The sequence below is a fragment of the Rhizobium rhododendri genome (genome assembly GCF_007000325.2).
Classification (GTDB): domain Bacteria; phylum Pseudomonadota; class Alphaproteobacteria; order Rhizobiales; family Rhizobiaceae; genus Rhizobium; species Rhizobium rhododendri.
This window is the reverse complement of the sequence record NZ_CP117267.1, coordinates 1070202-1096692: the sequence shown is the minus strand read 5'-3', so window position 1 is coordinate 1096692 and position 26491 is coordinate 1070202. Positions and strand designations below refer to the sequence as shown.

The 26491-nt window shown below is 56.9% G+C and carries 26 protein-coding genes; 12 read left to right on the top strand and 14 right to left on the bottom strand.

Going from position 1 to position 26491, the window contains the following annotated elements:
* Positions 1-5: 5 nt before the first annotated feature.
* From rplJ to secE, 5 genes are all read right to left on the bottom strand, one after another.
* The gene (gene rplJ / locus PR018_RS05455; RefSeq protein ID WP_142822274.1) at positions 6-527 is read right to left on the bottom strand and encodes a 50S ribosomal protein L10; all 522 of its coding nucleotides are present in this window, start codon (positions 525-527) and stop codon (positions 6-8) included.
* 335 nt (positions 528-862) lie between these two features.
* Positions 863-1558: a 50S ribosomal protein L1 gene (gene rplA, locus PR018_RS05450; protein ID WP_142822273.1), complete on the bottom strand. Its 696-nt coding sequence runs from the start codon at positions 1556-1558 to the stop codon at positions 863-865.
* Positions 1559-1562: 4 nt separating this feature from the next.
* Entirely contained in the window at positions 1563-1991 is a 429-nt protein-coding gene (gene rplK / locus PR018_RS05445) for a 50S ribosomal protein L11 (protein ID WP_111220668.1), read from the bottom strand.
* 176 nt (positions 1992-2167) lie between these two features.
* The gene (nusG, locus tag PR018_RS05440) at positions 2168-2698 is read right to left on the bottom strand and encodes a transcription termination/antitermination protein NusG (protein ID WP_142822272.1); all 531 of its coding nucleotides are present in this window, start codon (positions 2696-2698) and stop codon (positions 2168-2170) included.
* Positions 2699-2716: 18 nt separating this feature from the next.
* On the bottom strand, positions 2717-2917 hold the full coding sequence (secE, locus tag PR018_RS05435; RefSeq protein WP_111220666.1) for a preprotein translocase subunit SecE: 201 nt from the start codon (positions 2915-2917) through the stop codon (positions 2717-2719).
* Between the two features lie 493 nt (positions 2918-3410).
* Between secE and PR018_RS05430 the strand changes: the two genes are divergently transcribed.
* From PR018_RS05430 to PR018_RS05415, 4 genes are all read left to right on the top strand, one after another.
* Positions 3411-4751, top strand: coding sequence for an MFS transporter (locus PR018_RS05430; RefSeq protein WP_142822271.1), 1341 nt, complete (start codon positions 3411-3413; stop codon positions 4749-4751).
* A gap of 104 nt (positions 4752-4855) precedes the next feature.
* Positions 4856-6340 carry an alpha-amylase gene (amyA, locus tag PR018_RS05425; protein ID WP_142822270.1) on the top strand — a complete coding sequence of 495 codons (1485 nt, stop codon included), beginning with the start codon at positions 4856-4858 and terminating at the stop codon, positions 6338-6340.
* A 186-nt stretch (positions 6341-6526) separates the two neighbouring features.
* The gene (locus tag PR018_RS05420; protein WP_142822269.1) at positions 6527-7045 is read left to right on the top strand and encodes a YidB family protein; all 519 of its coding nucleotides are present in this window, start codon (positions 6527-6529) and stop codon (positions 7043-7045) included.
* A gap of 32 nt (positions 7046-7077) precedes the next feature.
* Entirely contained in the window at positions 7078-7413 is a 336-nt protein-coding gene (locus PR018_RS05415; protein ID WP_142822268.1) for a hypothetical protein, read from the top strand.
* A gap of 292 nt (positions 7414-7705) precedes the next feature.
* Here the strand turns inward: PR018_RS05415 and PR018_RS05410 are convergent, their stop codons facing one another.
* The 4 genes from PR018_RS05410 to PR018_RS05395 form a co-directional block, all read right to left on the bottom strand.
* Entirely contained in the window at positions 7706-7930 is a 225-nt protein-coding gene (locus PR018_RS05410) for a hypothetical protein (protein ID WP_111220661.1), read from the bottom strand.
* Between the two features lie 121 nt (positions 7931-8051).
* Positions 8052-8261: a cold-shock protein gene (locus PR018_RS05405; protein WP_111220660.1), complete on the bottom strand. Its 210-nt coding sequence runs from the start codon at positions 8259-8261 to the stop codon at positions 8052-8054.
* A gap of 311 nt (positions 8262-8572) precedes the next feature.
* Positions 8573-8995, bottom strand: a complete 423-nt coding sequence (locus PR018_RS05400) for a hypothetical protein (protein ID WP_142822267.1) — start codon at positions 8993-8995, stop codon at positions 8573-8575.
* Between the two features lie 131 nt (positions 8996-9126).
* Complete coding sequence (locus PR018_RS05395; RefSeq protein ID WP_142822266.1) at positions 9127-9903, bottom strand: DNA polymerase III subunit epsilon; 777 nt, start codon at positions 9901-9903, stop codon at positions 9127-9129.
* Between the two features lie 549 nt (positions 9904-10452).
* On the opposite strand from PR018_RS05395, the gene PR018_RS05390 reads away from it, so the two are divergent.
* On the top strand, positions 10453-11721 hold the full coding sequence (locus PR018_RS05390; RefSeq protein ID WP_142828872.1) for a tyrosine-type recombinase/integrase: 1269 nt from the start codon (positions 10453-10455) through the stop codon (positions 11719-11721).
* 89 nt (positions 11722-11810) lie between these two features.
* On the opposite strand, the gene PR018_RS05385 is transcribed toward PR018_RS05390, so the two are convergent.
* Both PR018_RS05385 and PR018_RS05380 read right to left on the bottom strand, forming a co-directional pair.
* On the bottom strand, positions 11811-11999 hold the full coding sequence (locus PR018_RS05385; RefSeq protein WP_244615221.1) for a helix-turn-helix domain-containing protein: 189 nt from the start codon (positions 11997-11999) through the stop codon (positions 11811-11813).
* 1034 nt (positions 12000-13033) lie between these two features.
* Positions 13034-13642 (bottom strand): DUF2026 family protein, encoded by a 609-nt coding sequence (locus tag PR018_RS05380; RefSeq protein ID WP_142828876.1) that lies wholly within the window; start codon positions 13640-13642, stop codon positions 13034-13036.
* A gap of 93 nt (positions 13643-13735) precedes the next feature.
* Here PR018_RS05380 and PR018_RS05375 point away from each other — a divergent pair, with 93 nt between their 5' ends.
* Positions 13736-14506 carry a hypothetical protein gene (locus PR018_RS05375; RefSeq protein WP_205470409.1) on the top strand — a complete coding sequence of 257 codons (771 nt, stop codon included), beginning with the start codon at positions 13736-13738 and terminating at the stop codon, positions 14504-14506.
* 15 nt (positions 14507-14521) lie between these two features.
* On the opposite strand, the gene PR018_RS05370 is transcribed toward PR018_RS05375, so the two are convergent.
* Complete coding sequence (locus PR018_RS05370; RefSeq protein ID WP_142828878.1) at positions 14522-14728, bottom strand: hypothetical protein; 207 nt, start codon at positions 14726-14728, stop codon at positions 14522-14524.
* An 876-nt stretch (positions 14729-15604) separates the two neighbouring features.
* Between PR018_RS05370 and PR018_RS05365 the strand changes: the two genes are divergently transcribed.
* The 6 genes from PR018_RS05365 to PR018_RS05340 all read left to right on the top strand — a co-directional run bounded on the left by PR018_RS05365 (position 15605) and on the right by PR018_RS05340 (position 22930).
* A complete protein-coding gene (locus PR018_RS05365) occupies positions 15605-16363 on the top strand; it encodes a hypothetical protein (RefSeq protein ID WP_142828880.1) in 759 nt (252 codons plus the stop codon).
* 2 nt (positions 16364-16365) lie between these two features.
* The gene (locus PR018_RS05360) at positions 16366-16932 is read left to right on the top strand and encodes a hypothetical protein (protein ID WP_142828882.1); all 567 of its coding nucleotides are present in this window, start codon (positions 16366-16368) and stop codon (positions 16930-16932) included.
* 4 nt (positions 16933-16936) lie between these two features.
* The gene (locus tag PR018_RS05355) at positions 16937-20284 is read left to right on the top strand and encodes a UvrD-helicase domain-containing protein (RefSeq protein WP_142828884.1); all 3348 of its coding nucleotides are present in this window, start codon (positions 16937-16939) and stop codon (positions 20282-20284) included.
* Between the two features lie 96 nt (positions 20285-20380).
* Positions 20381-21073, top strand: coding sequence for a multiubiquitin domain-containing protein (locus PR018_RS05350; protein ID WP_142828886.1), 693 nt, complete (start codon positions 20381-20383; stop codon positions 21071-21073).
* Between the two features lies 1 nt (position 21074).
* The gene (locus PR018_RS05345) at positions 21075-21497 is read left to right on the top strand and encodes a hypothetical protein (RefSeq protein ID WP_161990921.1); all 423 of its coding nucleotides are present in this window, start codon (positions 21075-21077) and stop codon (positions 21495-21497) included.
* Positions 21479-22930 carry a ThiF family adenylyltransferase gene (locus PR018_RS05340; RefSeq protein WP_161990922.1) on the top strand — a complete coding sequence of 484 codons (1452 nt, stop codon included), beginning with the start codon at positions 21479-21481 and terminating at the stop codon, positions 22928-22930. Before PR018_RS05345 ends, PR018_RS05340 begins: the two co-directional genes overlap by 19 nt.
* Positions 22931-23146: 216 nt before the next feature.
* Here PR018_RS05340 and PR018_RS05335 read toward each other — a convergent pair whose 3' ends face one another.
* A complete protein-coding gene (locus tag PR018_RS05335) occupies positions 23147-25861 on the bottom strand; it encodes a phosphoribosyltransferase-like protein (RefSeq protein WP_142828890.1) in 2715 nt (904 codons plus the stop codon).
* Between the two features lie 9 nt (positions 25862-25870).
* A complete protein-coding gene (locus PR018_RS05330) occupies positions 25871-26260 on the bottom strand; it encodes a hypothetical protein (protein ID WP_142828892.1) in 390 nt (129 codons plus the stop codon).
* Between the last annotated feature and the right edge of the window lie 231 nt (positions 26261-26491).

Sequence of the window (26491 nt, the reverse complement as noted above, 5' to 3'; positions counted from 1 at the left end):
CCGCCTCAAGCGGCTTCTTCGTCCTTCTTGGCATAGGCGGCAAACACGCGAGCAAGCTGAGCTGCCGGTGCTGCAACGACGCCTGCGATACGGGTAGCTGGGGTCTGGATCATGGCCAGCAGCTTCGAACGCAGTTCATCAAGCGAAGGCAGGGTCGCAAGCGACCGGACAGCGTCCGCGTTGAGTGTGGTCGATCCCATGGAACCACCGAGAACAATGATCTTGTCATTGGTCTTGGCAAAATCCACGAGTACCTTAGGAGCCGTAATCGGGTCTGCGCTGTAAGCGATCAGCGTTTGACCCTTGAAGAGATCAGACATCCCTTCCGACTCAGTGCCCTGAAGAGCAATCTTGGCCAGGCGGTTCTTCGCGACTTTGACGGTGCCGCCAGCAGCGCGCATCTTCGAACGGAAGTCGTTCATCTGTGCGACTGTGACACCAGCATAGTGGGCCACGACGACTGAGCCGGCGGCCTGGAAGACCCCGTTCAGTTCCGTGACGAATTCGCGCTTTTCCGCTTTTTCCACTGCTTTTCTCCAGTTGACAGGTCCGTGTAGGACGGCCCTGCCGGGTTGCCTTTTGCCTCAAGGGATCGATGAGATCCCAAGCGACGCTTGAGGATCCTGTCCCCTCGCGCCTGGACCCCGGGGGATCGCAGAACACAAGGCATCCAAGGCTCGAACCGAGTTTATCGAAGTCAAAAACTTCATCCAAATTCGGGTCTTACCCGTCTCATGCAGGCATCAGTGATTAAGGGATAACCACCTGCAATCTCGGACAGGAATTCCGGATTTCTCCGGAAATCCCAACCTCCGGAGAGGTCGGGAATTCTTGATGGCCGGACTTGCGCCCGGCCGAATTATCAGACCGGTGCGGTGACCGAGGCAACTTCGATACGGACGCCTGGGCCCATGGTCGAAGAGATGGCGACGCGCTTGACATAAATGCCCTTGGCGCCAGCCGGCTTTGCCTTGATGACGGCGTCGGCGAATGCGCGGATGTTTTCTTCCAGCGCCTTCGGCTCGAACGAGGCCTTGCCGATGCCGGCGTGGACGATGCCAGCCTTCTCGACGCGGAACTCGACAGCGCCGCCCTTGGATGCCTTGACAGCGCCAGCGACGTCCATGGTCACGGTGCCGACCTTCGGGTTAGGCATCATGCCGCGCGGGCCGAGAACCTTGCCGAGACGACCGACCAGCGGCATCATGTCAGGCGTTGCGATGCAACGGTCGAAGTCGATCTTGCCGCCCTGGACGATTTCGACCAAGTCTTCGGCGCCAACGACATCGGCGCCAGCTGCGCGAGCTTCGTCAGCCTTTGCGCCACGAGCGAAGACGGCGACGCGAACGTCACGGCCGGTGCCGTTCGGCAGGTTGACGACGCCACGGACCATCTGGTCGGCGTGACGTGGGTCGACGCCGAGGTTCATGGAGACTTCGACAGTTTCGTCGAACTTGGCGATAGCCCGTTCCTTGACCATGCCGATGGCGAGGTCGAGAGCGTAGAGCTGGGTCGGATCGACGCCGACGCGGATTTTCTTGATGCGCTTCGCAACCATCGGATTAACCTACCACTTCCAGGCCCATAGCGCGGGCGGAGCCCTCGATCATGGCCATTGCACCTTCGATATCCGCGGCGTTCAGGTCCTTCATCTTCGCCGTAGCGATGCTGCGAACCTGGTCACGGGAGATTTCGCCTGCCTTGGTCTTGCCTGGCAGCTTCGATCCCGAAGTGATCTTTGCTTCCTTCTTCAGGAAGTAGCTGACTGGCGGCTGCTTCATGATGAAGGTGAAGGACTTGTCCTGGTAGTAGGTGATGACGACCGGGATCGGCATGCCCTTTTCCATTTCCTGCGTGGCGGCATTGAACGCCTTGCAGAATTCCATGATGTTTACGCCACGCTGACCAAGCGCCGGGCCGATTGGCGGGGACGGGTTAGCCGATCCTGCCTTGACCTGAAGCTTGAGCTGGCCTGCAACTTTCTTAGCCATATCTCTCTGCCTTTCACTGTTGGCCGGTTGCCCGGCCGTTGATGCCGGATCGCTCCGGCGGCTGCGGTTGCGTGGTACGGACGTCAGGTTCGGCTAGAGCCCTGCCCTTCCACGCGCTTGCGGCAAACGCCGCGCACCATCCGTCACGCAAATGACGGATGGTGAATTTAAAAAACTCAGACCTTCTCGACCTGTGCGTATTCGAGTTCGACCGGCGTGGCGCGGCCGAAGATGGAGACTTCCACCTTGAGGCGCGAACGCTCTTCATCGACATCCTGTACCGTGCCGTTGAAAGAAGCGAACGGACCGTCGGAAACGCGAACCTGCTCGCCGATCTCGAACGAGATGGAGGCCTTCGGACGCTCGACACCTTCCTGAACCTGACCGAGAATGCGATCAGCCTCGCTGTCGGGGATCGGAACCGGCTTGTTGTCGGAACCGAGGAAGCCAGTGACCTTCGGCGTATTCTTGATCAGGTGATAGGCTTCGTCGGTCAGGTTAGCCCGAACCATGACGTAGCCCGGAAAGAACTTGCGCTCTGCATCGACCTTGCGGCCGCGGCGCACTTCAACCACCTTTTCGGTCGGTACGAGGATCTTCTCGAACAGGTGCGACAGACCCTTCTGACGCGCCTTGTTCTCGATATCCTCGGCAACCTTCTTCTCAAAATTAGAATAAGCGTGGACGATGTACCAACGTGCCGCCATCTTCATCTCCACTCGATATTAATTGCCGGCCTGCAGCACGTAACCAAGAATCCAGCCAATAAGCTGGTCGGCAGCAAAGAAAAACATTGCCGCGAATACCACCATGACCAGCACCATGACGGTGGAGATCACCGTTTCACGACGCGAAGGCCACGTAACTTTCGCTGTCTCCGAGCGGACCTGCCGGAGAAACACGAGCGGATTCGATTTGGATGCCATTGACTGCCCACGCAATTACGGCGCGTAAAGCTGAACGAGTCAGCCCCACGCACCGCGTGTCTGTTGAACCCTTACATAACGACCGATTCCCTTTTTAACAAGAGATGAATCAGTCGCTCACGAATTTTGCCGCAGATGCAGCAAACCGACCCGAGAAGCAGCGAAACCTTCGCGCTGGTCAGATCGGCATCTATCAGGCCTAAACAGCAGGATCTCCCCGGCGCGGCTAAAATTAGCCCCTTGAGAATTCTCTGCCGGCTTCGGCTGGGGTGCCTTAGCACGCCACCTTGCGGGCATTCAAGTGCTTTCCCGCTGAAATAGAGCCTGGGTTGCAGATCGCCCACGTAAGCCCCCTACTCGGCGATGCCTTCCATTCGTAGAACCGAATGATGCGCTGGCGTGAAAAGCAGAGATATTGTTCAATATGGTGCGCAACCAATTTTGCCCGCCTGCGTTGCGGCTTGATATCGGACTGCAAGAGCGAGGGACGACGATGAGCCAAGATCATGCCAACCCCAAGTCATCGACACTGGAGGAAGACGCCCGCGACCTCCATCGCGGCGAGACGAGCGCTCCGGCAAATGTCTCCATCGGCGTGATCATCGGGCGAACGTCTGAGTTTTTCGACTTCTTTGTCTACGGCATTGCATCGGTTCTGGTATTCCCCCGCCTGATGTTCCCCTTCATCGACGGCGAGACGAACAGGATCCTCTGCTCGTTCGCCGTCTTTTCGCTCGCCTTCATCGCCCGCCCGTTCGGATCGCTCATCTTCATGTGGGTGGACCGAAACTATGGTCGCGGCACCAAACTCACCATTGCTCTATTCCTGCTTGGCGGATCGACGGCAGCGGTTGCCTTCCTGCCAAGCTACGATGAGCTCGGCGTGCCGGTCATCGCCATGCTTGCGGCGTTCCGGATTATTCAGGGGATCGCACTCGGCGGAGCCTGGGACGGTCTGGCCTCGCTCTCCGCCTTGAACGCACCGGCAGACCAGCGGGGATGGTACGCTATGATCCCGCAACTCGGCGCGCCCATCGGCTTTGCTCTTGCCGCCGTCCTCTTCGCCTATTTCGTCGGTAACCTGTCTGACGATGACTTCCTGTCATGGGGATGGCGCTATCCGCTGTTTGTCGCCTTCGCCATCAACGTCGTCGCCCTTTTTGCGCGTCTTCGCATCGTCGCGACGCCGGCCTTCGAGCAGGCGCTGCTGGAGCGTGAATTGCAGCCGCGTCTGGTGCTGGAGACGATCCGCACGCAAGGGCGCGAGATCCTGATCGGATCTTTCGTGCCGCTCGCGGCTTTTGCGACCATCTATCTCGTGACTATCTTTCCGCTGAGCTGGAGCGTGGCCACCGACAGGCGCGGTGCTGCCGATATGCTGCTCTGGCAGGTTGGCGCATCGGTGTTTGCCGTCGTCGGCATCATCCTCTCCGGCTTGCTGGCCGACCGGATCGGCCGGCCGCGCGAGCTGCTGCTGGGAGCGCTGCTAATCGCGATATTTGCTTTTGCAGCACCCTTCCTGCTGACACTCGGGCAGGCCGGCCAGAACGTCTTCCTGCTGATCGGTTTCTTCGTGCTTGGCATTTCCTTCGGCCAATCGTCCGGCGCCGTTGCAACCAGATTTGCACCGCAATTTCGCTACACGGCCTCCGCGTTCACCTCCGATATCGCCTGGCTCCTGGGTGCCGCGTTTGCGCCCCTGATCGTACTCGCGCTGGCGACCCATGTCGGCATATGGGCAATCGGCGCCTACCTGCTGTCTGGCGCAATCTGCACCGCGCTGGCGCTGTCACTGACCGGTGACCGCAAGAATGTCGAGACTGTGCCGCGCTGAGGTCGCTTTCAGGGCGGTGCACTTCGTCCTGCATCGCGAAGAAGCGGAACAGATCTGGAGACGGACCGTTATGGGCGCGTCAATTCATGAGGAAATAGAAAAACATGGCCGGTCGCACCCTGATGCAGTTCTTTCACTGGTACTATCCGGACGGAGGCCGGCTCTGGAACGAGGTGGCTGAAAAGGCAGAAAGACTTGCGAATATCGGCATTACCGATGTCTGGTTGCCGCCAGCGTACAAGGGCGCCGCCGGCGGCTATTCTGTCGGTTACGACACCTACGATCTGTTCGATCTGGGAGAGTTCGAGCAAAAGGGCACTGTGGCGACCAAATACGGCGACCGGGCCGCTCTCGAAAACGCGGCCGCTAGCCTGAAAGCCAACGGCGTTTGCGTCATCCTAGACGTCGTGCTGAACCACAAGATGGGCGCCGACGAAAAGGAAAGCGTCAAGGTTCGCCGCGTCAATCCGGAGGACAGAACGCAGATCGAGGACGAGGCATTCCAAGCGCTGGCCTACACACGCTTCACCTTCCCTGGTCGCAATGGAGCGCACTCCAAGTTCATCTGGGATATGAAGTGCTTCAGCGGCGTCGATGTCACCGAGGAGCCTGACGAAAAAGGCATCTTCCGGCTCGTCAACGAGTATGGCGACGGCGAATGGAACGAGCAGGTCGACGAAGAAAACGGCAACTTCGACTACCTGATGGGCGCCAATGTCGAATTCCGGAACAACGCCGTCTATGAGGAGCTGAAATACTGGGGCCGCTGGGTCTCCGAGCAGCTACCGCTAGACGGGTTCCGCCTGGATGCGGCGAAGCACATTCCGGCCTGGTTCTTCCGGGACTGGGTCGGGCACATGAGGGAAACCGCTGGCCGCGACCTGTTCGTCGTCGCCGAATACTGGCATCCGGACATGGAAGTCCTGAAGAGCTATCTCGAGCTCGTAGACCACCAACTCCAGGTGTTCGACGTGGCGCTGCACCACCGCTTCCACGAAGCGTCGAAGCAGGGCGGCGATTTCGACATGCGAACGATCTTCGATGGATCGCTGGTGTCGGCCCTTCCCCAGCACGCCGTCACCCTTGTCGACAACCACGATACGCAGCCGCTGCAATCCCTCGAGGCGGCCGTCGAGCCGTGGTTCAAGCCGCTTGCCTACGCGCTCATCCTGCTTCGTGAGCAGGGAACACCATGCGTCTTCTATCCGGATCTCTACGGCGCGAGCTACACGGATGACAAGGACGGCAACGAGCGGTCTGTCGACATGCCGGCGATCGAATGCCTGCCGCGACTGGTGGAAGCGAGGAAGCGCTTTGCCAACGGCGCCCAGACCGACCTGTTCGACGATCCCAATTGCATCGGCTTTGTGCGCCACGGTACCGCCGATGCGCCGGGCTGCGTGGTGGTCCTCTCGAATGGCGAGGCCGGCGAAAAGACTGTGGAGCTCGGCACCGGTCATGCCGGCGGCGTGTTCGTGGATTTCCTTGGCCAACGAGACGACAGGATAGAAGTCGGCGAGGACGGAAAGGGCCAGTTTCCGACGCACGGCGGAAACGTCAGCGTCTGGGTCCGGGAGGACAGGCTTTAGAGCAGCGCCGGCAGGCCGCGAACTGCGTGTGAAAGCGCACGCAATGAAATGTCCTGACCGCTCCTCTCAGGGATACAACCGAGATGCCCGTTGCCGCACTAGAGATTGCGGCGACGGCGCGGCTGGCAGGCGGAACAATCCGACGTCGTCGGCATTCTTAACTACGATCAACATTGGGAGATGAATATGAACCTTGGCCCCATGAAAGCACTCCTCGGTGTCCTCGCTGTCGCAGGATATCAGCATCGTGACCAGATTGCGGAGGTGCTGCGCAACCTAACCAAGAGCGGACAGGCTCCCTCGCCCCAGCAGCCCGGAACGCAACAAAGCGAGGATCAGGCCGGCGGGCTCGGTGGCTTGCTCGGCAGTGTGACGCAAGGCGGCCTTGGAGGCTTGCTCGGCGGTGGATCTGCGGGCGGCATCCTCAGCGGTGGGCTTGGCGGATTGCTGGAGCAATTCCAACAGAACGGTCACGGCGATGCTGCAAACTCATGGGTATCGCCCGGCGACAACGCGCCGATCGACAACCAGCAGCTGTCACAGGCGCTCGGCCCGGATGTCGTCAGGGAACTGACGGAAAAGACGGGATTGAGCGAGCAGGAACTGCTGAGCCGCCTATCACAGGATCTCCCCAAGGCTGTCAATGACCTGACGCCAGACGGCAAGGTACCAGACGAAAAGAGCTTTGCTCGGCTCCTGCAATAAGTGCGGGAGTTTTTAAATCCAGGAGGAATATCATGCCGAACGACCCTATCTCGCCAGCAGTTGCGTCCCTGCTCAAGGAGCAGAATGTCCAGCGCGTGCTCGGCAAGGATTCTCTCGAACAGGGACTTGAAGACACGTTTCCGGCGTCCGACCCGGTCTCGCAGTCCATCAGCGGGATCCCTCAGGGACGGGCGGATTCGCGCGAGGCCGAAAGGGTCCGCGACTGGAAAGACGAACCGACCAGCGTTGCAACCGGTTCCAGCTTCAACCGTATCCTTGACGATGTGAAGACCACAGTCACTGGCAATCCACTGACGGCGGTCTCGATCGTCGCGGCATTGGCGTTTATCTGGGGCGCCACCCGCTAGTCGGAGCCACCGACCGACTACAATCCGTCAGCATTATCGGCGCCGGTATCTGTTAATTCAGATATCGGCGTTTGCTTGTGACCACACCGATTTTCAGAACCGGTAGAACAGATTTCAATGAAATGCTGAGTGAAGCTTTTGTCAGCGATGGAGTGTTGCCGCTGACGGGATCGCGTCAACTGCCGTCACAGCGGACCTACCGCGCTTGCAACGCATTCAGTCTCACGCAAAAAGGCTGCGACGGTTTCGCAGCCTCTAAATAACGTTGACGGCAGATCGTATACTGGGGAGCTCAGGCTTTCGCAGAGCGCTTCTGAAGCCTTGCTGCGGTCGCGGCAATCATATCGCGGCGATCCTTGGCGAGACGGGCTTCGCGCAAGCGCGCGGTCTTGGATTCGCGGTCGGCGACCATGGCGTCGAGTTCTTCAGCGGCTTGGCCGCGCGCATAGAAATGGGTCTGCGTCCCTGCGAACGCGATTTCGGCTTCTTCGCGGGATTTCGATGTTTCATTTGCCATGACGGGGTCCTATCGCAATATTAGAAAACGTGAAAAAGGCCGGGAAAACCCGGCCTTAAAGAGATTTCTTTCGTCGCAGTGCCAGTACATCCGTGGTCAAGGCGAAGAAGAAAGCTTTAAATTATGCAGCCTGGAGGTTGCAAGCAGACATCTTGCCCGACTTGTTGTCGCGCTCGAGGTCGTAGCTGACCTTCTGGCCTTCAACGATTTCGCGCATACCAGCACGCTCTACAGCGGAGATATGGACGAAAGCATCGTCGCCGCCGTTGTCAGGCTGGATGAAGCCGAAGCCCTTAGTGGAATTGAACCATTTTACTGTGCCTGTGGTCATGATGATGAACCCTTTTCAAAGCATTTTTAGAATACCGCAATGCCATGAGCACTGCAGGCGGTGATAACGATGTATTTTGAAAGGGAAGTTCGTCAGGCGCGGTGCTAATCGCGCGGCAACCAAAGTTCAGCAAGCAAAAGATCGATGAACTCTAGATAGGCGTAACCACCGGGGATGTCAACGTCAAAGAGTAATAATTAACGTTTTATGTCCGGATGGGCGATCACCGCAGGTGAAGGCCTCTCGCCTGAGGCACGCCCGCCATGCGATTTCAAACGGGATCGCATGGCGGGAAATCGGTGAACTCAAATTTAGCGCTTGGCATTCCTTGCCTTGATCTGGGAGATGATCAGCGGTGCTGCAATGGAGAGAATGCCGCCGAGGGGAAGCATGCGCAAAATCCTGGTGCCGACGAATGTGGCGGCCGAGGCTCCAGCCAGCTTTGCCCAAGGGTAGGAACCGAGCTGCGCATGCGCGCTGGCATCCGCCCATTCCGCTCCCGACTTCACCACCGATACCGCTTGCTGCCGCGTGCGGGCCACCCTCGCCTTTATGCCGGCCACCGTCTGCTGCAGATCGGCAACCTCCTCCTTGAGCGCCTGCAGGCGAGCCTGGCGGTCGATGCGGGGAGCATCGAGCAGCGCTGGGCCGCCATCCATCGCCCGGGCTTCCATCTCGGCTAGATGCGACTGCAGCTTGTCTTCGGCGCCGGCGGTTTTGGTAATCGGATCCATGGTCGTTGCCTTTCGGTTTAATCTAAAGCCTAACAACGCAATTCCCGCGAAAAAGATGCATGTGCCCGAAGAAAGCTTGTCCAGCCCATTTGCGGCGATTCCGCTCCTTGAATCATCACCGTCTCCGTACGTCAAAACAGGCTTCCCTGCCCTATTGGAGGAACAATAGGCAGAGGACCTGTCCCTTCCCTGCGGCGCAATTCGGTTTCGGCGCTGAAGCGGATATCGACATCGCGGTCTTTGGCAAATTCCCGCAGCGCTTCCGGGCTCAGACGGTCCCAGCCCTTGCCGCGGTCGGGTCCTGAGCGAACCCGAGGCAAAAGCCCTGGCTCCATGCTCCAGGCAAGAAGCTGCTCAAGCGGGGCTGCGTTCAACAGGTCACGCAAATGGTGAGCGGTAACATAGGCATCGGGTGTTGCCCGATGGGCTGGCAGGCCGAGCTCGCGGACAAGGCCCTCCGGCATCCTCTGGTAGCGCAGCATCTGGTTCGAGAAGCTCGCAAGGTGGGGCCAGACGCGGAGAGAGCATTTCCAGGTGCATATCCAAGCCGCGCCGCGGCTATGGCGTGGTGTGCAGTAGCGCTGCTCGAAAGACGCACGGTGGGCCGCCAAGGCCAGCACGCCGCCCTCCGGCCTCAGCACACGCCCGGCGACATCCCTCCACAATGGCGCGTCCGAGACGTCCTCGTCGATTATATGATGGATTGCCATCGTCTCGGCTGAGATCGGGCGGCCGGGATTGACCATCAGGCCGCCGCGCTCTTCTCCAACATGCCACAGACCGTCCACCCCGAGCCTCACATCCTGCCAGCCGATCTCGCAGACATCATTGGGGCCGTTGCCGCCGGTTTCGAGATCTATGACCCGAATACGGGAACCGGCAGTTGGAAAGGCATAGTCCGTTTTCAATCCAATTTTCCTGACGGTTATGCGTTGGTGACAGGGATGAGCCACAACGGCAGTCTCGGCTCCAAGATCAATTACCCGGCATTTAAGGCTCTACGCTTCCATGCAAATGCAGATTGGCGGGCATGGACCGTCGCGGTCAATGCCTGACATGGATACTGAGGAGCAGATGTGGGTCGATCGAATACCGATCAAGATACCGACGAAATATTTGCCGCGTCAGATGCAGGCTACAGCGCCGAGATCAAGATGTGAGGAGCCATATGTCGATGCTGACCTGGCATTTGCCAGGCACTTGCTATGGTCGAGAGTTCTGGAAAATGGCAGGGGCAGCAGAGCTCGAACCTACGACCTGCGGTTTTGGAGATTTCGGCCCGTTCCTAACACAGCAACACACTACATGACAATAGCAGACATCTAAGCCGTTGACATTATTACTTTATTTTCATTTCTCAAGATGCTATACCTAACAGTGAGGCACGCGCGCTAACGCTTCGGTTTTTACCCGGGGACTTACCCTGGTTATCCACAGTTTTCAAAAGGGAGCATCTAATGCGCGAAGCGCTCGACATTAAAAATATCGACAGACTGCCTCGGCCGGCCAAGCGGCAGGAGATTCCTGAAGGAATAATTCTTGGCCTCTATCTAGTCGTGCAACCTACGGGCCAAAAAAGCTGGGCCTTCCGCTACTCTAAATTCGGCGGCGGAAAAATTACGATAGGCAGATATCCTGACTGCTCGCATACGACAGCCCGAGCGGCAGCGGTAAAATATGCGGCCGACCTTGAGGCTGGGATCAACATCGGGGCTGACCAGAGAACACCTAAGGTGGCCGAGGCAGTGGCCACGGCTCAAGTCGCGGGCGCAAAGCTTTTCAAAGACGCTTGGGCGGAATATATCGAAACATATTGCAAAGTGCAAAATCGGCCCAGTACCGTCGCCACAAAGGAGGGCTTCTATCGAAACCACTTCCAAGGGCTCGCCGACCGATTGCTATCCTCTATTACCCGGTCGGAACTTTTCGAATTAATTGCTGGCATCGCCGCAGCGGGATCGCCAGTTGCCGCAAACAGGGCACTGCCAGTCTTATCGACGTTCTTCAAGTGGTGCGTCCCGCAGGACTTGATCCCCGCCACGCCCACCACTCTGCTCGTGAAACCGACCGCAGAATCGATCCGAACACGGAAACTTAACCAATCGGAAATCCGCTGGCTTTGGCTGGCGTGCGATGACTACGGCTACCCTTACGGTGACTTGGTCAAAATGGTTTTGATGTCGATGACGCGAGTAAACGAAGTCGCTGGAGCGCTGTATTCCGAGTTCTACGATGATCCAGACTTCGGCACTATATGGGAAGTTCCAGCTGATCGCTCGAAGAATCGCAAAGGACACCTACATCCATGCACACCACAAATGAAGCGGCTTATGCAAGGTCTACCTAGACTGCGCGGCTCTAGTGGACTCCTATTCACCACAAATGACCGGAGCCAATTTTCGGGCTTCAGCAACGCTAAAACTTACCTTGATAAGAGGATGCTCGATATCGCACGGGCTGAAGGATCGGCCGCGGGTGCCTCTCCGGAACAAACCTCAACGATATCCATCCCGAGGTGGACCCTTCATGACCTTCGCCGAACCGGAACAACAGAGATGGCTAAGATGAAGGTTCTTCCGCACGTCTGCGAAGCAGTCTTGAATCATGTCAGTGGGGAAGTCAGCGGTGTTGCCGCCGTTTATAACCAGTATGCTTACATAAACGAGAAATACGAAGCTCTGTGCCGCTGGCACAACCGGATCGAGCAGTTCGTCAAAGGCTCTTAAGCTCGCCATTGAGACATATGAAACTAGGCCTGCAAACGTTTGCCGGCCTAGTTTTTTTCAAGGTTACCTCATCGTGGCAGGAAACCGTTTTACGGGTTCTTTCGTGCAAGCTCCCAGGCCACTAAGTCTTGCTCGAGATAGAGCCTGCGTCGGTTGACGCGCATCGGCATTGGGAAGTTCAGTCGTTTGTCCCTTTGCCAACGCCAGAGGGTCATTTCAGTAATTTGGTACCGCCGCTGTACTTGGGGGCCCGTCAGGAAAATCTGCTGCTCCAGCATTTTCGTCTCCATAACTCTTTTACTCGCGGTGCTACGCTCGATCAAAGGCGCGGCGGCCCCCGGGGCCAACGATTACTACTGATGTGATAGGTACTGCTATTGCGCTGGATGAACCCGCGTGCTGGACCTTCATGCCATGGTGCGCTGCAAAATTTGCGTTCAGTCAATCTCATGCCCGTCAACCTTTTATCGATCTTTTCCACACATTTTCTCTCAAACGGCGAAGAGTCAATAATGTTTAAAATCAAGACGTTGAGTGAGGTCTTTATTATCCTCACATCCGATTTCGGGGGCGAACTGGCAGTCGTGCAACGAAATACTGCCGATCCGGAGACCTTAAGTCCGCGGAATACCGCTGGCGGGACAGGCCGACCGAGAAGCCAATCACAGCGAAACGTTCAAAATCGATCCAATGTAACGAATATTAACAAAACGATATTTGTCGTGATGTTGGGCTTTCGGTGCATTCCCAGTGCATCGAAATTTTTATTGATGCATCGGCAGTGCATTAATAGCAGCGTAGCGGACACGAATTGCGGTCACTGCAGGTTTTCCTACGTCCGCTTAACAGGATCGCTTTCGCTGCGGCGCTCGATCTGATCAGCCATGCGCCGCAAGGTGTCGGCCTGTTCCTGTGGCGTCAAAAGCGGTTCAAAGGCTGCTATCCCACGTCACGACACGCGCTACGCCTCGGTCAGGCTGTCCTCATTCTCGGCCAGATCGTGAAAGCCGATAACATTCCGCACCAAAAGGCCGATATTAAGCCATGTCGCCCGCCACTCTTCATCCATCATGCTCGAAAATCCCCGCTTGGCTGCTTCGCAGACAAAACTACGGGCGAACGGCTGGGAAAGGAAAGCGGCAAGGGCCGGATGATCCGAATGAGGGCCGGTGGATTTGGAAGCTGGCGGCGCATACCTGGGACATGGCGCGGGAAACCGAAACATACGCCGCCGCGATATGGGAGATAGAGGCATATTTCAACGTAGATCGCAGCCGCGATGCGTTCCGCCGCTCATAGCGCGGCTGCGGACTTACCAAGTTCCGACAAGCCTATTTCCTGTTAAGAGAACGTTTTTCACCTTGCCTTTGCTGTCTCCCACTGCGATCTCGGACCGCATTTTCTTAGGGTGCTTCTGAAACCAAAGCGAAGCGATATCGGCAAGGTCGCCATAAGCAGGGCGAGAGGTCACAATCTGCATATGTTTCATTGTAGAATGGCCCGACGCGGCGAGGAAAAAATCTCCTGACTTGCTCAAGCCGTCCAAGGACTCTGACATATCGCTCTTGCGCTTTTGAAACATTTTGGCCGGAATCTGGAACGGCGTATTTTTCAACTGCGGCCAAGCGGGTGCCATGAAGTCGATAACCCACCCATCCGCCTCTAACCAGCAATGGAAACCTTCCCCGTCGCCGGTAAAACCGTTTTCGGTCTTCTCGCCAAAGATCAAAACGTCGTCGTCGAGCCGGTAGGCAGCAAGCCCCCCTTGAGGACGGGTATCAATCCCGAAATGTTGCTTTAAAATCCAACCGCCAAACGCCGTGAAGAATATGCAGGCGACGGAAGGGTCAGACCCTTCGTTTAACAGCAAGGAATTGATCGTTTTATAAATTCGCTCGTAGTTCGTCTGCGTTATAAGCATCCCCAATCCCCTGTCTAAGTCTTCACGATACCAACGAACGCCTTAAAAACGATACTCTCGCGTAGGCGAGAAAAACACGGTAGCTCTACAGCGATGACAAAGGTCCAAGGTTTCATTCTTTTTATCTGTTCGGTTGCCGCGCTCATTGGCGCTTGCCTCTGGTACCATGCTGCCCCTGATTACGAGCCTGCGCTAGCGATTATCGCTAGCCTAAGTGGACTCGTCGGCAGCTATTGGCCTCTCAAGCCTAAAAAGAGCCGTGTCACACCAGAACAGAAAATCGCCGCGCGTGATAAATGGCGGCCCATTTTCGAAAAATTCTTTTTGGAGAAAGCACAGCACGACTACGGGACAGACGCAATTATCCATGATGTCGCCCGCGTGGACTGCTATCCAGATGCCACAGAAGAAAAGGGCATTTCCCCATGGTTCCGTTGCGGCCTCATGGGTACGTATCATCGAGGTGTGCTGCTAGGCCTTCAATGGACACACATCATCCAGCAGGTGGATGGGACATGGGAAGAAAACAGCCGCAATACGGAGGGCACTAAGGTAATTCTTATTGGCGCAATACCTTATGAATCAGTTGAAAGCGTCAATTTTGATGGGGATGATTACTATGATTTTCCCCATCTATTTTGTCATTTTGAATACAAGGGACAGCCTTATGAACGATTATATTATGCTACCGAAAATCGGTTGCAGCATCCCACAATAAAGCATCAATATTACTACACCGAGATTGCAAAATATGAGCCTAAGAAACCTTCGCGTTCTTTTATTAAGCGCCCCAAAGAAAAGCCGATTTTCGAAATGGAGATAGAGGAATCCGCCCCCAAGTCGCCTTGGTGGCGACTATTCTAACCAACAAGTCCCCTGTCAAAACGGCAGATCATACTCCGCGCCACTGAAATCCGTTCGGGCATCACGTGCGGTGCGGCGCTCGTCGGATCGGGCGTTTTTCCATCGTGTCTTAGCCTCGGGAGATTCCGTGGGGATGTTCAAAACCATGATTTCGACAGGCAACGGAATCAACGCCGCACCATTGAGCAAGCGAGTAAGGCTATGCGGCAGGGGGGCTTTCATCGTTCAAAGTTCCTGTCTTGGCTCCGGTCGGGCAAGGGCACGATTTCGCGGGCCTTGTCCTGCGTGGCGTTGCAGTCTTCGCAAAAACCTGCATGGGCTGTACGCGTGCGGCTTTGGCTTTCAAGGTCTGCGCCGCGTCAGCATTCCAATCTTTCGGGGGCAAGTCATGGCGTTCGCGGTGATCTTCAATCCAACGCTTGCGCATGGCTTCTGAGGGCTGCGCGGGCGTCTTTTGGAAGAATTGACGGTTGGGCCACCTCTCCCGCTTCGCAACGCGTTGACGCTCCGGTTGGTCCGAAAACTGAACTTGAGTAGTCCTATCGTGGCACGCACTCGGTGATATCAGGACTGAGATATTCGAAAGTTAAATGCGTTGCGCCGCCAGAGCTCGCTGTTCGCAATCCCGACACCGATGGCGACACCCGTCAATACGCCGAGGGTCCATATCCCTCGCTCCCCACGTCGCAGGGCTGCCAGTAGCCCTCCAGCTCGATCGGGCTTCCCAGATCGAGGAACTCCCTTTTGTAGGTACACAGGTATCGTGATGTCCTCGCCTTTCCAATCGCGCCGTCGACAGCTTGTTCTCGCGACCAAAGATACCTTCGAAAGCCGTTCCCCCTGGGCCTGAAAGATGTGTTTGACAGGTTTCCGGTTAGAAAGCGAAATCGGAGCCATGCGGGCGCTGGCACCAATAATCGACCTCAAAACCAAACTGCGACCTCTTACAATGTAAGGCGAAGGACCTGTGCAAAGCTACAGCGACACAATCGCCGAGCGAGAAGAATCAGACTACTCTCGCCAAACCTGCTACCGATTCGATTTTTGAATCGGATGGGGTTCCGCTTTCCTCTCCGCCGAACGATGAGTGAATGTTGAATGACAAGCGACGGCTATCAAGACGATCCTGATTTACAACCACTGACCTTGGCGCAAGACGATGGGACACTGCTATACAGGCCGGCCGAGTTGGTCGATGAGCTTAGGGAGCTGCTCCGCAAACCTCGTGGCGGGCTCGCCAAAGCGAAGACGACGGTATCGAGCGCCGCTCTGGTCTATATAATGCGCAACTTGCGACCAAATCGCGAAGAACCTTGGTATTTCGAACTCTGGAACGAGCTTGTGAGCCGAACCAAAGGCATCGCGTTCAGACGGGCCTCGGGTTTGTCGAAGCAACACGCTAACGACGTGGCGCAGGAGGTCAGCGACTGGCTACATGAGCTTGTGTTTTCCGGTACTAATAAAGCCGATGTTCTCGAGGCCTTATTCGGAACATCCGTATTCCGGAAGAGCGTCGATGAAATCAGAAAGCTTAACCGCCGCGAAAGTGTCGAACGTAACGAAACGGACTTCGAAGTGGGAGAGCGGTCAGCGCGGGACTGGATCGATGCCGCTGGATACAGAAACGCTGGGCATTCAATGCCGCGCGCCGAAGCCGCGGCGCGCGTGGCTGCCGTGATGGCAAAGTTGACAGAACGAGAGCGAGCCGCTGTCCATGCGGTCCACGTAGAAGGCCTTCAGCAGAAATCGAACGATCCGAACGAGATGACCGCCGCCAAAAAACTCAACGTCAGCACCCGAAGGATAGGTGAGCTTTTGGCAAACGCCCGGAAAAGAGCCTCGGGAGACGAGGAATAGACATGAGCGATAAATCGCAGCCACTGGAAGACATCCTGATCGCCCTGATGGACAAGGAGGACTTGGTCGATGACGATATCGTGGCCATGGCAGAACTCCATCCGGAATATCGCGAGGAAATCCTGCGCTTCTACGAAGACTGGCTCACGGCGGACGACGGCCGCGATAGTCCGCGCCATGACAATGATTATGTCCCCGACATTGGCCATTTGTGGACGACTAAAGACGCGGACGAGATTGCCAATCCTTTCGAACACCTGTCTCCGGCCGAACTGAAAGGGATAGCGCAGCGTTGCGACCTTTCCCTTTCGCTGATGACGGCATTGGAGGAAAGGGCGATCCGGGCGTCAACTATACCCCTTCTCTTGGTTCGTAAGCTTGCTGGGGAGGCCAAGACTACCATCCGGAAACTACTTCGGTTCCTTGATCAGGATCAAATGACGCTCGCTTCGGATTTCCGTTCGGACCACGCCCCGGTCAAGCGGGACAAGGTCAGCTTCTCAGAAGCTATCGCATCTTCATCCTTGTCTAACGACTTGAAGCGCCATTGGCGAAACCTCTCGGAATGATGCCATGGAGAATATCAATTCCGTCCGACGCGCCGCGAACGATTTAAGACGTAAGATCGACCCGGGGCTTAAGCAGCTCGCCGCAAGCGAGGTCATACAGCTCGGGCTCGACGACCAAAATCTGACGGTCGAGAAGGTAGGACCAAGCAATACCAACCTCATGGGCGGTGTCGGCGTCCTCAAGCGTCGCTATCTGGCGATCTACGTGGCTAACGATCTCGACCGGGACTTCGAGGCCGAGGTGATCGCCCACGAGATCGCGCATTTCGTGATCCATCTCGAGGCCGAGATCAAGATCGAGCGCGGCTACAACGCGCCAGGCGCCGGTGATCCGTTGCAGCGTGTCGAAGCTTATAGCAAAAAGGAACGACGCGAGGCCCAAGCTAATGCCTTCGCGCGCGAGTTCCTCCTGCCACGGGTGCTTGCGAGACGACTTTTCCATGAAGGGAAACGCGCCAGGGAAATCGCCACGAGCCTCGGGATAAGACTGGAGACGGTCTATCAACAGCTGGCGGACTCCCTGTTGCTGCCGGAAGCTATTGAGAAGCGACCGAAAGCGCCCCGACCTCCGGAACCGCTTGATCCCTCCCAGGAAAAGGCGGCCCATCACCTTGGATCGCCGTTTCTTCTCGAGGCCGGACCCGGAACCGGGAAAACCAAAACGATGGTCGAGCGCGTCGTATGGCTGCTTGCGCAGGAACACGCCAAGGCCGACGACATACTCGCGCTGACATTTTCGAACAAGGCGGCCGAGGAGCTTGGCGAGCGGGTCGAGCGTGCCGTAGGGGCTGGTGCGGTCAACATCTGGAGCGGAACGTTTCACTCATTCGGCCTTGAACTCCTGCGCAAACACCACGCACGGTTCAATCTTCCCCCTGATCCGAAGTTGGTCGACACGAGTGAGGCCATAAACCTGCTGGAAGACACGCTTCCGGCCCTGCCGATCGTCCACATGCAGAACCTGTTCGACCCGGCATCGGCTCTGAGGGATATCCTGCGCTCGATATCGAGGGCGAAGGACGAACTTCTCGGTCCGAAGGAATACGAAGTCCTTGCCGAAAACATGATGCGCGAAGCGGATCGCGCCGATGCCGATGCCGTCAAGGCGGCCACGAAGTGCTGCGAAGTCGCCCTTGTCTACAAGCACTACCAGGCGACACTCGATTCGATGCAGGCGGTAGACTACGGCGATCTTATCCGACTTCCCGCTGTCAGGATGAGAACTGACGAAGATTTTCGCCGTCAGCTCTCGGACAAGTACAAGTGGGTTCACGTCGACGAATACCAGGATATCAACCGCGCAAGCGCCATGTTGGTGAAAGGCATCGTCGGCGACGGAAACCGCCTCTGGGTCGTCGGAGACGCCAGACAGTCGATCTACAGGTTTCGCGGGGCATCCAGCCGCAACATGGCGCGCTTTCGGAGGGACTATCCTAGCGGCAAGCTAGGACAACTGAAAGTAAACTACCGATCCACCGACCCGATCCTTTCCCAGTTCAAAGCTTTCGGAAATGGGATGATCGTGTCTTCTTACTCCCTTCCACTCGACATAAGCGTTAAGCGAACCGAAGTCTGCGGAACGCCGGAGATATTTGTCGGAACCGATCCCCAGGAGGAGATCGACGTGCTCGCTGGAAATATCCGCGAGCTCGAACAGGGTGGTGTTTCCCTCAGAAACCAGGCCGTGATCGCCCGCACCAATGGCATACTTGCCGAGATGGCAGCGGAGCTCGAGGCCCGCGGGGTGCCCGTGCTATATCTGGGGCCGCTTTTCGAGAGACCCGAAGTGCGTGACATGTTGTCACTGCTGTCGCTGATCGTCCATGACGGCTCGACCCTGTTCAGGGTGGGCACCTTCCCCGAATATGCCGTCGCGCCGCTCGAGCTGTCGTTGGTTATTCAGGAGGCTAGGTCTCGCCAGATAACGGTGAAGGCGATCCTTGACCAGGTGTCGACGCTTGTTGGCGTTACCGCAGACACCGTCCGTCGCCTTGCCCTTCTGGCCAGCCATTTGGACGGTTTCGAACGCGGCACGACGCCTTGGCTGGCGTTGATGGAATACCTCTTCGATCGAAGCGAATACGTCAGGACGGTTCTCTCGGGCCAGAATCCGTCCGACGATCTTCGCCGCGTTGCGGTCCGCCAGCTGATCGAAGCCCTCAGGACCATGCCGCTCGTAGGCGGCAAGCTGCCAATCGTCCGCGGCCTCGAACGTGTCAGGCATCTCGTGCTGCTATCCGACGATCGCGAGCTGCGACGTCTGCCCGACGAAATGCAAGACGTGGACGGCGTCCAGTTGCTGACGATCCACGCGAGCAAAGGGCTTGAATTCGAGGCCGTGCATCTGCCCAGGCTCAAGCGAGGGTCTATTCCTGCACCCAATCGTCCCGACGCATGTCCGCCACCTAGCGGCATGATCACCGAAAACCCAGAAGCGAATGCCCACGAAGCCGAAGAGGAGTGTCTGTTTTTCGTGGCCATGTCGCGCGCGAAGACACACCTCAAGCTCTATCGACCCGCCAGTTCGGGAGGCAAAAATTCAAATCCTTCGATATTCGTCGAGGCACTATCGATCCGGAGCGGCCGGCAAGCCGCGCCGATCGCCCGTCTCTTCCCGACTCCGACGTTGGAGCCGGTCATCGACTTCGGCTTTCCCAAGGGGTTGAGTGCCGCAGACGTTGAGTCTTTCGAACAATGCGGCAGGCGCTTCTTTTATGACAAGATCGCCAAGCTCGGCGGCTCGACCGACAGGTCCGCCTACCTGCAAGCCCACGGATGTATTCTCGCGGTGGTGGAAGCTGTCCGCGTCGCCGACATTCCGTTGACCGTCGATGCCATGCGCGGTGTCTTCGAAAGCGCCTGGAATTCGACTAAACTCGTCGGTCATCCGTTCGAGGCACCGTACCGAGCTCTTGTCGACAGGATGATTGGCAATCTACTTCCCGTTCTTGCCTCTGTCTCGAAGGCCACGCCGTTCGGTCTCGTGTTGGCAAACCGTCATATCGCCATCGCTCCGGACTTCGTCAGAGGAGACGCGGGCTCGCGCGAGTTCTTGACCGTCCGGTCAGGCAAACGCTCCACGACGGAACAGGACAAGATCGCGCACACGCTTCTGCTGGAGGCGGCACGCATCACTTTCGGCCATGGCTTCTCGTTCGAGACATTCCACGTGATGGACGGAAGCGCAGGAAAAATCGAACAGACGGCGGCCAAGCGCGCGAACCGTATCGCGACGGCGCAAGACGCCGTCCGGTCCATCGAAGACGGCCTCTTTCCGGCCGAGAAAAGTGACTTCCTGTGTCCCCGCTGCAGGCACTTCTTCATCTGTCCAGCTCCCCAGGCACGTCCTTAAAAAAAGTTTACGGCAGGGGTTCCTCTTTTCACATACCCCTTCGATTGACCTTGTGAAAGCCCGGCATGTTGCCGAGCTCCATAGGGTCAAAAAACAATGGATACAGTATTAGTCAAAGACTCCGCGGACGCTCGCAAGACGTTCCGTTTCATCGTCAACATGCTCGACTTCACGTCCTCGGACAAGGAGATCGACAGCCGCGAAATACTCAATATCTCGAACCATCGTCCAGCGGACGAACATCAGCTGATCCGTATCGCGGATCGCCGTACCTTCGCGCTCGACCTCGAGCGCAAGACCGATCTCGGAGAGAAGGGCGTCGAGGTCTTCCGCGCCTTTCTATCCGATCGCGCCTTCCGCTTCACGGTGGATACCCGCGGCTTCGACTGGGGGCTGCCTGCCATCAACGAAGCCGAGTTGCGGGGCATCTGCGAAATCGAAGCGGACCAGGTATTTAAGCTCGAGCGGGATGATGGCCCCGACGAGTTCGTCGACGACGGAACCGATATCGACCTCGGCCACAAGGGCACCGAACGCGTGCGTATCGTACACCGCCCAAAGGTCATGGTGACCGTGAACACGAAGCCGGTCGAACTTGCCCGCGGTTGGCATTCCGGCATGGACATTAAGGTCGCCGCAATCGCGCAGGGGGTGAATATCCGCGTCGACTTCGTCCTCGACGTCGAGCCTGCCGGCGGCGGCGACCCCAAGATCATCGGCGACGCGGACATCGTCTTCATCCGCGGGGGCGAGCGTTTCGCCGCTGTAGACCATCACGAGGATAGCTGAGATGCCTGAGCTCAAGTCCGGGGTCGTGACCACATTGGCTGCGATCCGCAACCATTTCCCGGGTCTTGCCGTCACGGCCCGGGTTACGGCAACCGGCGGGGCGCACGTCGTCATCGAGGACGTGCCTCTCGGTCCGCCTTACAATCAGGCGATCACGTGGGTCGGGTTCCACCTGTCGGACGCATGCCCGTACGACGATACCTATCCGTTCTACGTCAGACACGACTTGTCGCGGATAGACGGCGCGGCGTTAAAATGCCCGCCGTTGCATTCGACGGGACAAGTGTTTCCCGCCGACAACTCCACAACCGATACCCGGCCAGCGGTGATGGTGTCGAGACGCCAGCGCAGCCAGGCATCGTTCGCATTCGAAACCCCACTCTCCAAATTGATCAAGGTGCTAAAATGGATGCTGGAACAATGAGCCATTGCGAACTGCGCATGGCGGCAGAGATGTACAAGACGCTATACGCCCACCTTTTCCCCGGTGACGGCGACGAGCACGGTGCGGTCTTGCGTGCGGGACTGATCGAGACCCCCGTGGGGCCGATACTGACGGTCCGCGACGTCATACTCGCCAAGGAGGGAACGGACTGGGTGCCCGGCGACCGTGGATACCGGAAGCTGCTCGCACCCTTCATCGCGAAGCAGGCGCGTCATTGCCGCGACGAGAAGCTCGTCTATCTCGCTGTCCATAATCATGGACCTGGAGAGCGTGTCTCGTTTTCCGACGTCGACCTTGAGTCCCACGAGCGCGGCTTTCCTGCTCTTCTCGATCTTGTCGAAGGCATGCCTGTCGGATCACTCGTCTTCGCGGAAAACGCCGTCGCGGGCGACATATGGCTTCCTGGCGGTAGGCGTCTCGCCGTCAGTCGGCTTGTGGTGATCGGCCCGAGCCGGAAGGAGCTTAAGCCAGCCCCGAAGATCGTCGATCCCGTCTTGCGCCAGCGCTACGATCGCCAGGTTAGAATCTTCGGTGAGCGTGGCCAAGCCATCCTATCGTCTAGCCGCGTAGCCATCATCGGTCTTGGCGGCGTCGGCTCGTTACTTTCGGAACTTCTCGGCCGTCTGGGCGTGGGTTCCTTCGTTCTCGTTGATCCCGATCGCGTCCAGATCAGTAACGTCCCCCGGCTCGTCGATGCAACTGGCTTCGATGCCATGTCGTGGTTGACGGCCAAGGGACGACCAGGATGGATGCGCCGGCTTGGTGCGGCGCTGTCCACGCGGAAGATCGATCTCTCGAGCCGTGTCATCCGTAGGGCAAACCCTCATGCGCGGATCGAGCGATATTTCACCTCGATGGAAACGCGCGAGGTTGTCGAAGCGCTGAAGACTTGCGATTATATCTTCCTGGCGGCTGACGGCCATCGTGCCCGCCTGCTCTTCAATAGCTTGGTCCACCAGTATCTTATTCCAGGAGTGCAACTCGGAAGCCGTATTCAAGCGGAAGGCGCTTCTGGCACTGTCGCGAACGTACATACCGCGGCGAGATTGGTGACGCCCACCTGCGGGTGCCTTGTCTGCAACCAGGCGATCGACGCCCGCAAGCTTAACGAGGAAAGCAAGCCGGATGCGATGCGCAAGCGTGAACGCTATCTCGACAAGGATGATGCGCCGGCGCCTAGTGTCGTTACGCTAAATAGCGTCAGCGCCTCGCAAGCGGCCAACGACTTCCTGTTCTATATGACGGGTCTGACGGCCGACGACGCTTTCCAAGGTACGGTTCAAGGTCGACCTCTGGATCGACGTCTCCGCTTCGTTTCGCCGCGATCAGACAAGGCCTGCATTGATTGCGGAGATACGCCCGCCTCCAGGTTCGGCCGGGGTCAGAAGTGGCCACTTCCGATGATTGACTAGGTCAGGAAGCAACGGGCTGTCCGGGGCTTCGTTACCGGGCCGCCCATTTGGTGATGCGAGAATTTCCGCCACAAATCGATTCTATCTTGGCCTAAACCCTCTCGTCCTAGACGACAACGCCAAGCCTTTGGCTACAAAGTCAACAGCAGACACGCCCCTGAACGGTCGTAGCGTCAGCTACGCCGCCACTTATTGTGCCATTGGTTGCCCCAATTTCTAAGTGACCTTCTTCCTGCGTGGAACTAACGGCTGCCAGTCATCTCCATTGACAATCCCGGATTTCCACATGCACGTCAGACTTTGCGCGGGAGCGTTGTAGGGAAAAAACAGCAACAGTCCCTGATTTCCGTAACCTAGAACTCTCTGGGAAACCTTGACCTCATCCCACTGTTCGTCCGCATGAAGTTGTCTTCCGATGGTAGCGCAACGGAGCTTGAAATCCTGCTGACTTCCGGGAGTTTCGCTTTCGGCCGGAAATGCCACGGGAAGATCGGCGTCTCGCAGATGAGCGTGAACCGATCCCGTTAGTTTAAGGTCATCGATGGCGGATTGGACGGCTTTCAATCCGTCGTTCCATGCCGCCACGAAACAAAACGCCAGCTTGTGGTTTCTCAGGAAATCCTTTTCGGGTTCCAAGGCGAGCCTGCGCTGTTCGTTGAGTCCAGGCTTCTTCAGCTTGTCGTCGTTAAACCAAGACCCCAGGGTGTTGGTCACTTGTCCGCCCGACGCGCAGAAATCGTCAACGAAGATCACCGGCGCGGAGCGGTTGTCCTTGGCTGCATCGCTGATTGTCGCGTAAAACTTGAATCTGGCCTTCACGTCAGCGGCATAGTACTGGATGATCTGCGAGCTTTCGTTGCCTTGGCTAAGCCCAACGATAGACGCGTCGTCGAACTCAGGATTGTTTTTCAGGAATTCGTTGATCATAGCAACGACATCGTCCCGTCCGAGAAGCCTCGATCGCTTGAGAAGGTCCAATGCATGCTCAACCTCCCAAGTCTGGAATTGGTCCAACCACGCCATGGCCTGAAGTTTCATGGCGCTTTTGCCGCCTCTGACAACCCCCTTCTCAGTCTTCTGCGTCAATTCGGCAACGGTACCTTGGATCGCTGAGAACCGCTCGGCAAACTCGTCGACAACCTGGTCTACGTCAGCTTTGCTCAGGCGGTCGATCGTTGGCCTGATGCAGCGAGGTAGCCCGTTGTAGTAACCCGCCTCGCGAAGGTGGAGCTTGATCCGACGGATCGTATCGCTGGTCTGCTTTGCCTCTTCCATCAACCATTCGGGAATTGCGACATCGTGCTTCTTTGCGACGACGGTCTCCGTGGCAATGAACACATAAGGGGCGATTTCTCGTGGCGAAAAGATGTAGCCCTTGGGTGCCGCAGAGACAAATGAGCTGCTCCAGGCGTCCTTGTGTATTCCGGTTTCACCGAACGTCTTTGGCTTTCCTTGAGTGGGAAAGATATAAGCTCGCCGAAGCTCCTCCTGGGAAGGAAGCGTTTTTTTCTTGATAACTACCATAGACCTGTAGAAGTCTTCACTGAATGGAAGTTTCAAGTGGCCCGTTATTTTCAAGAGCTCGTCGGTGATTTCTTGGTGAAGGGCCGCGAGAGATGTCCTGTCGCTAAGAAAGCGAACCAGCTCGTTCATCGCTTTCGTGGTCGCGTCTTCGGTGCCGTCAGTGTTTGAGGGATTGTGAGCCGAAAAGGCGAACGCCCTGACAAACAGGTTACGTTCACGCAGGCGGCCCAGTATTTCGATACAGTGCCCTACCGCTGTGTCGATAGACGTGTCCTCGCCCGGACTTTTTAATGCAAGCCGTTTCCTCAGACCGGCTTCATCCGAAAGCACGAGTTCGTCGTCCAAAATTTCGTATACAAACGATATCAGGCGCTTGTGATCGATAACCTTCGCCAAGTTGTCAACGATCGCGCGAATCATCGCCTCGATAGCCACTACCTTTGGGTGCTGATACAACTTCGAAAATAGTATCATCTTCGTCAGCAGTAACTCATCCACAACAGAGAGACCACTCCAAGGAAATCCTATCAGATAGACATGCGGCGTCTTGGCCGGGATAGTCGACGAGAGACGTTCATGAAGGTCCGTTGGTAGCGCCTTCTTCACGGTTATCTTTTGTATTAGCCTTGAAATGTCGATGATGCCGGGAATTCCAGCCATAGAGGCGTCGCGCATCATGTAGTCGAGTTTGTCTGCGTCGAAAGGTCCCGATATCAATTCGTGAAGCAAGGGAATTTCTTCCGAAATCGACTGACCCATTATGCACTTGGAGACCTTATCGACAAACTCGGGAATACGGCCCGCCCAGCTTGCGGTCGGCAGCCGTAACGATACGTGAACGTCGAAGATCGATTTCAGGACAGCCTCGAACTCTTTCGACAAGACGACAAAAGCGGCAACTATCTCGCTCAGCTTAACATTCTCGCCGAACTTCCTGCGCTCTCGCTGCAGTTCAAGCAACGTTCTGGGGTCCACCTCGAGCGCGTACTCTGACACATGGGAAAGAACAGGATGCCCAACGTCGTGAAGCAAAGCAGCCACCCTGAGTATCGTCGTCAGGTCCTGGTTTATAATAGCTTCGCCGTATTTAGTCTCTGACGCTTGATTGATTGCCGTTATCAGTTGGTGAGTCTGGTGAAGCACTCCAAGGGAATGTTCGAACCGAGTATGGGCTGCCGAAGGGTAAACCCATTGAGCCACCCCCAGTTGCCGCAGGTAGCGCAGGCGCTGGATCAGTGGGCTGTCAACAATAGCCACTTCAAGCGGAGTGAGCGTGATTGTCCCCCAAACGCGATCATGAATTTGTTTTGGGGAGCTGTTTTGACGGGCGGTTTCCGCAGCTCTGGCGACATAGGTGCCAAGATATCTCGACGCCACAGAATAGGCGACTTCCTCAATAGCGCTCATGCGGTACTATCAATGCGCTACTTCGGAAAGGTACTTGGTCGCCATCCGGCGCAAGGCTGCGTCCGGAATGCGGCTCTCAGCGAGGGTCTTCGCGGCGCTCTCTTCCAGCACGTCAATAGTTACCCGGACGAATTTAGGATTATGCAGCGCGACGTCCTTAAGGTCCCTCACGGCGAGGATCGCATCGCGCAGGGCCGTGCTATCGCCGTGATAGCGGTCGGGCGCGATGACGAAGTCCGGGACTACCCCTAAATCTTCGGCATGGTCGAGCAGGTCATCGTAGGCTTTCGCGAACTGCTGGTCGAGGCGTGGATCATCCAGCAGAATCGTCTTTTTGCCTTCCAGACTTAAAGCCGCCAGTAGCCCCAGTACAAACTGTTCCGCACTGATAATCTGCATCGCAATCCCCTTCTCAGCCCATTTTCCACGTCGTCGCAGCACCTGTCACGCACCGATAAAGAAAAGTTACCCGCTCTGACAGCGGAGCAACAGATACACCCCAACCTCGGCAAAGGAAAACGGCCAAACGACGTGACCGTTCCCGAATCTGTACGTCAAACTCTAAAGACCGATCTAACACACGATTTCGGTTAAGAAAGCACCCGTACACAATAGTTAACAATCAAAATA